Origin of the sequence: Rhizobium sp. BR 317 (assembly GCF_047445835.1) — a bacterium.
GTDB lineage: Bacteria > Pseudomonadota > Alphaproteobacteria > Rhizobiales > Rhizobiaceae > Rhizobium > Rhizobium paranaense.
Genome location: NZ_JARWLB010000054.1, coordinates 1 through 4365, shown reverse-complemented (window position 1 = coordinate 4365; position 4365 = coordinate 1). Strand labels below are relative to the sequence as shown.

At 53.4% G+C, this 4365-nt stretch carries 3 protein-coding genes and 1 pseudogene; all 4 read right to left on the bottom strand.

Annotation, left to right across the window (positions count from 1 at the left end; all coding sequences use genetic code 11):
• On the bottom strand, window positions 1–182 hold a 182-nt coding region (locus QD357_RS31250; protein ID WP_414125855.1), incomplete at its 3' end, for a hypothetical protein.
• Window positions 183–1160: 978 nt separating this feature from the next.
• Window positions 1161–1382, bottom strand: a complete 222-nt coding sequence (locus tag QD357_RS31245) for a hypothetical protein (protein WP_414125854.1) — start codon at window positions 1380–1382, stop codon at window positions 1161–1163.
• 1100 nt (window positions 1383–2482) lie between these two features.
• Window positions 2483–2890, bottom strand: a complete 408-nt coding sequence (locus QD357_RS31240) for a hypothetical protein (protein WP_414125853.1) — start codon at window positions 2888–2890, stop codon at window positions 2483–2485.
• Window positions 2887–4365: pseudogene (locus QD357_RS31235) on the bottom strand (hypothetical protein); the annotation flags it as partial. The gene QD357_RS31240 and the pseudogene QD357_RS31235, both read right to left, overlap by 4 nt.

The following is a 4365-nucleotide window of genomic DNA, read 5'->3' as shown; positions in this document are numbered from 1 at the left end:
ATCTGGGCAAGGTTGCCGCTGCTGCCGATGGCAGCGGTCAGTTTGCCCATCAGGCTGTTCGGACTGATCGCAGCGCCGCCGGTCGTCAGGCTGCTGCCATTGATCGAGGCACTGCCGGCGGCCGTCAGGCTGTTGCCATTGACCGTTGGGCCGTTGCCGATCGTTGCGCTGCCACCCGTCAAGGACGCACGAAACCTTGTCCTTGAATCTCGACGCCAGACGTCAAAGACTCCTCAGACAGGATGCCGACCAACGAAGCAATTCGGCTTCTGACACGCGGCGAGAGCAGCAGGATATCCTCAATCAGCCGACGGCCTTCGGCAGTGGAGATATAGGCGATGCGTTCGTCAGCCTCCGACGAAAGGTCAACGAGCTCGTCCGTCCCGGGTTGAGGTAGGTCGGCGAAGAACCGTGGATACCGTGGATGCGGCGTGCGCGTCGTTTGGACGGTTTTAGTTCCATGGCGGACGTGTATGTGAGCCTGTTTTTCACGCAAACGCGAGCGGCATCAGCAGCTAAGACCGCAGGTTTTGCGGGCGAGATTCCCAAAAAACTAAAATTTTACCCACTTTGGCAATCGAGTTGCATGATCTTTTTGCGACACTACAAATGATTGCGCTTCCCGCGCCAACCGATTCCAACAAAAAAGGCACCGTACTCATGACGCGACCATCACGCTCCGCCATCGGACAGCTCGACTTGGCTGGATTGTACTGGCGGTCCTAGTCGTGATCCTACAGATTAATATTTATGCGGTATACGTAGGACCTTTTCCGTTTAAGCCTGGTTTGGTGTTTCAGTGGATTATGTCGTTTCCGGAATGCATTGCAGTTTGTTTGTTTGCGTTCCGACTACCCGTCGGGTCAGCTCAATGGTGGCGAACTTATTCGGCGATCTATCCGCTGGACCTCCTGGCTTGGGGTTGGGATATGCTTGGTGACTATCTGAGGCTTTTGCCAAACGGCCCGATCGCCTTTTCTTTAGCGGCGGTGAACTTGCTGGTTGTCAAATTGTTCACGGCATATGCAGTGTGGAAATTTGGCCGAGATGTATCGATATGGCGTTGGCAGAACAATCTCGGCTCGGCGGGAGCCGGATAGATCTTATTAAGATCCAGCTCGATATCGGCCTTCTCTCTAGCAAGAGCGTGGATCTGGTTCTCAATGTCGGACAACGCTGCCTGGAGCGGTGGTTAGCGGCGCAAGTCTGTTCTCTTCCTCAGCGGCCAGTCTTGCGAAGGCGAGCTCCTGTAATGCTGCGGCAGCCTCCGTGCGGGTCCAGCCATATTGCTCGGCCAGGTTTAAGACCTGATTGAAGGTGAACTCGAGCGCCGCCTGGCAATCGAGATCACGGTCTGAGTAGGGAGCGAGCTTCTTCGGCATGGTAAGTATGGCTGTTCCTTTTTCGTTCCGAAAACATTAGAACTAGCGCAAGAGTGGAATCTTGTCGAGCGGTGCTCTGAGCGTCGGCGTTTTTAGCGTAAATGGTGAAGGATGCTTGGTGGCTAAGACGGCGACCGCGGACATAAAACCATTGGCGGGGTGCCTTCCAACTCCTTCGTCACCGCTAACAGCGCGTCGCGGGTTATTTTAGCTTTTGCCCACTGATCCTTCGTTAGATCCGGTGTCCACATAACAGACTCGATCCTCGCCACGGTATTTGTCTCGTTAATCGTAAATGTCGTCACTACATTGATGTTCCCGTAAGGAGCGGTCATTACGACGCGATGCGAGCCCAAATCGGATAGTTGAGTATTGCGCTGCACCAAATCCGTCTTAGACCCTTGCACGAGTGAGAAGTTGGCCGTCGCGAATATCGAAATATGGGCCTTGGCACGAGCTGCCAAGTTGGTGCAGCTCACTGTTTTTCAGCTTTTCGATCGTTTCACTTTTCGGCTGCGGCGAGCACGCGGCAAGCCCCAAGGTGACACTCAGCAGACTGGTCCGCAGCAGATATCTCGCCGGCTGATTGTACTTGTCATTCAAGCATTGGATAAACATGTGCGCCAACGTAACGGTTGTGTCGTCATTAATGTACAATCGCAAATGAATTGGAAATTAAGTCGGTAAATTGCAGGGCGCCGGTTAGCGAGGATGACCGCAAATGGAGCGACCTCGGTTATTGCGCGGATAGGCGGGACGCGCTCATTCATCCGCAAGTCGCATGATTCCCGGCTTTCGCTGAACACTGTAAAAGCCACCTTACCGCAGCTTGGGTTAAACTCGGCGCGACGCATGGCGCTAGCAGTCGGGCCAGATCCTTGAAGATTGGCCAGGCGTCCGCCTGTTCGCAAGCCTGTCGATGGATCATTCTCGCCGCGGTTGGGGGGGATTCTATCGGCGACGGAGTTCTTTGAGGAGCGGGTACACGCAAGAGAAATGTAATGTTATAACATTTGTGGCGTAATATGAATTATGGAACTGAAGGGGCGCGGAGCCGCTTGCACAGGGTAGCTGCCTAGAGTGCCGTTTCGCGCACTATCCTAACTAAACAGCTCTACAACTCTATTTGGTATCGCTGGCGGTTTACTGCCGATAGTCAATTTCCTTATCCAGGAACATGTAATTAAATTGTCCCCATCGAGACCTTCATTTAGAAAGATATTGCCAACCATTTCCTTAAATTCACTGATGCCCGCGAAAGGAATATCTGCGTACTTTCCATTTGATCCTTTTGACGTGCGACCAACATAGAAGTCGCCTGTCGATACCAAGAATTCTACGAGCGAAATCGCGTCAGCTATCCGCTGTTCGGGCGCTTTATTCAATGGGGCGTCGTCTGGATCGTTACTGACCATCCCCAATATTTGACCAAAGAATATTAGATCGATATCGCCTTCGCGATAGATATATCTAATTGTCTCATAGGCATGCTGAGATGTTTCAATCATGTAGGACCTATGTGAATTTTATACCCAGAACCGCCTCCTTTGGGAAACACATCTATCGTTTTACCGCCGGTTTGTGATTCGTTTCGAAGGCCAATTCTCGTCCCATCTGCAAGCTTCTTCATGATGCCGTCATAGCCCTGGGCAGATGTCTCCTCACCTGCTGCGCTAATCTTATCAAAAAGAGACTCCAGTTCAGCTTCTGAATTTACGTTAAAGCCATTTTTCTCAACTTGTGTTGCACTCTCACGCACTATCGAGCGGACCTCCGACGACTGAGTCGGCACTTTCGACGCCGAAGTCCCACCGGAGCCATTGCTCCCATCATCATCCGGGTCCGGCGTGCCAGCGGTCGCACCAGAACCTCCGGTAGCGCTCGTGCCACTGCCCGACCCACTCTTCTGATTATAGACCACTTGCATGCCATTGCCGGCCTTGTTGACCAGACTAATGAAGTCGCTGAGGGTTGCGGCCGGCAGCGGCTGCCCATCGGGGCCGAATGCGGATTCGACGTTGAACTGCCCGTAAGTGCCGGTGACGCCGAGTGTGATGGACGACACCGATTGATCGGGAAGCACGATGTCGAGGGTTAAGAAACCATTATCTTTGTTGCCGCTGATCCGAGCTTGTAGGCCATCACCAACCGATATGGTCTTGTCGATAAACTGCTCGCCCGAGTTCGTGTTCCAGGCGTATGCTAATAGACCGGCAGTAGCTCCAGCCAAGATTGGTCCGACAGCACCTTTTATCAACCAACCCGCGGTATCGGAAGTTATTGGGATAGTGATGGCGTTGCCGGATTCACTTGAGCTATAGGTGGTCTCCGTGACTACGATGTTGCAAACAGTCCCGCTGGGCCGTTGAGCACACTCCGCCTTTTGCTTCTGGACATTTGGATCATTGGCGTATTGTTCAAGTTTCTTGGCAGCTTCGGCATCCTGTGGTGAAAGCTTACCAGCTTCCACCAGTTTATCGATCATGTCACCAAGCACTTCAGCAATCGTCTTGCCTGCATTAAGAGCGGCAGTGACACTCTGAACCGAGACATACGGCTCGAGATCGATATGCTTGTCCTTGGTGACGACGTTTAGCTGGGTGGGATCGGTGTTGATCTGAGCGGGAGTGCCCGTCTGCCCGCTCTGCTCGAGGGCAGCCTGCTGGTCCGGGTTGCGGATGGTGATATTGCCAGAGCCACCGCTGCCGCTGATCGTCGCCTTGACCGACTGCTCGACGTCGTCGAGTTGGTATTTGCCCTCGGCGCTGGAGTTGTTTTGCGTTATGCCGTTGGCGTCCTTGCCGCCATAGAGGTCGATATCGGCATTGACCTGATAGCCCTGGTATTTTTGCGAACCGACGAAGTCGGACCAGGTCAAGGTGCCGGTGTCGAGGTTGACCTGGCCATCGGTTGAGATCAGTCCGGCCGCTGTCAGGTTGGTGTTCTTGCCAACGGTGATGTTCTGGTCGCCGGTGGAATAAAG

Bases quoted from the DNA above. Each gene is read 5' to 3' on its own strand.
- QD357_RS31245 (WP_414125854.1), bottom strand. From the start codon at position 1,382: ATGCCGAAGAAGCTCGCTCCCTACTCAGACCGTGATCTCGATTGCCAG.
- QD357_RS31240 (WP_414125853.1), bottom strand. From the start codon at position 2,890: ATGATTGAAACATCTCAGCATGCCTATGAGACAATTAGATATATCTAT.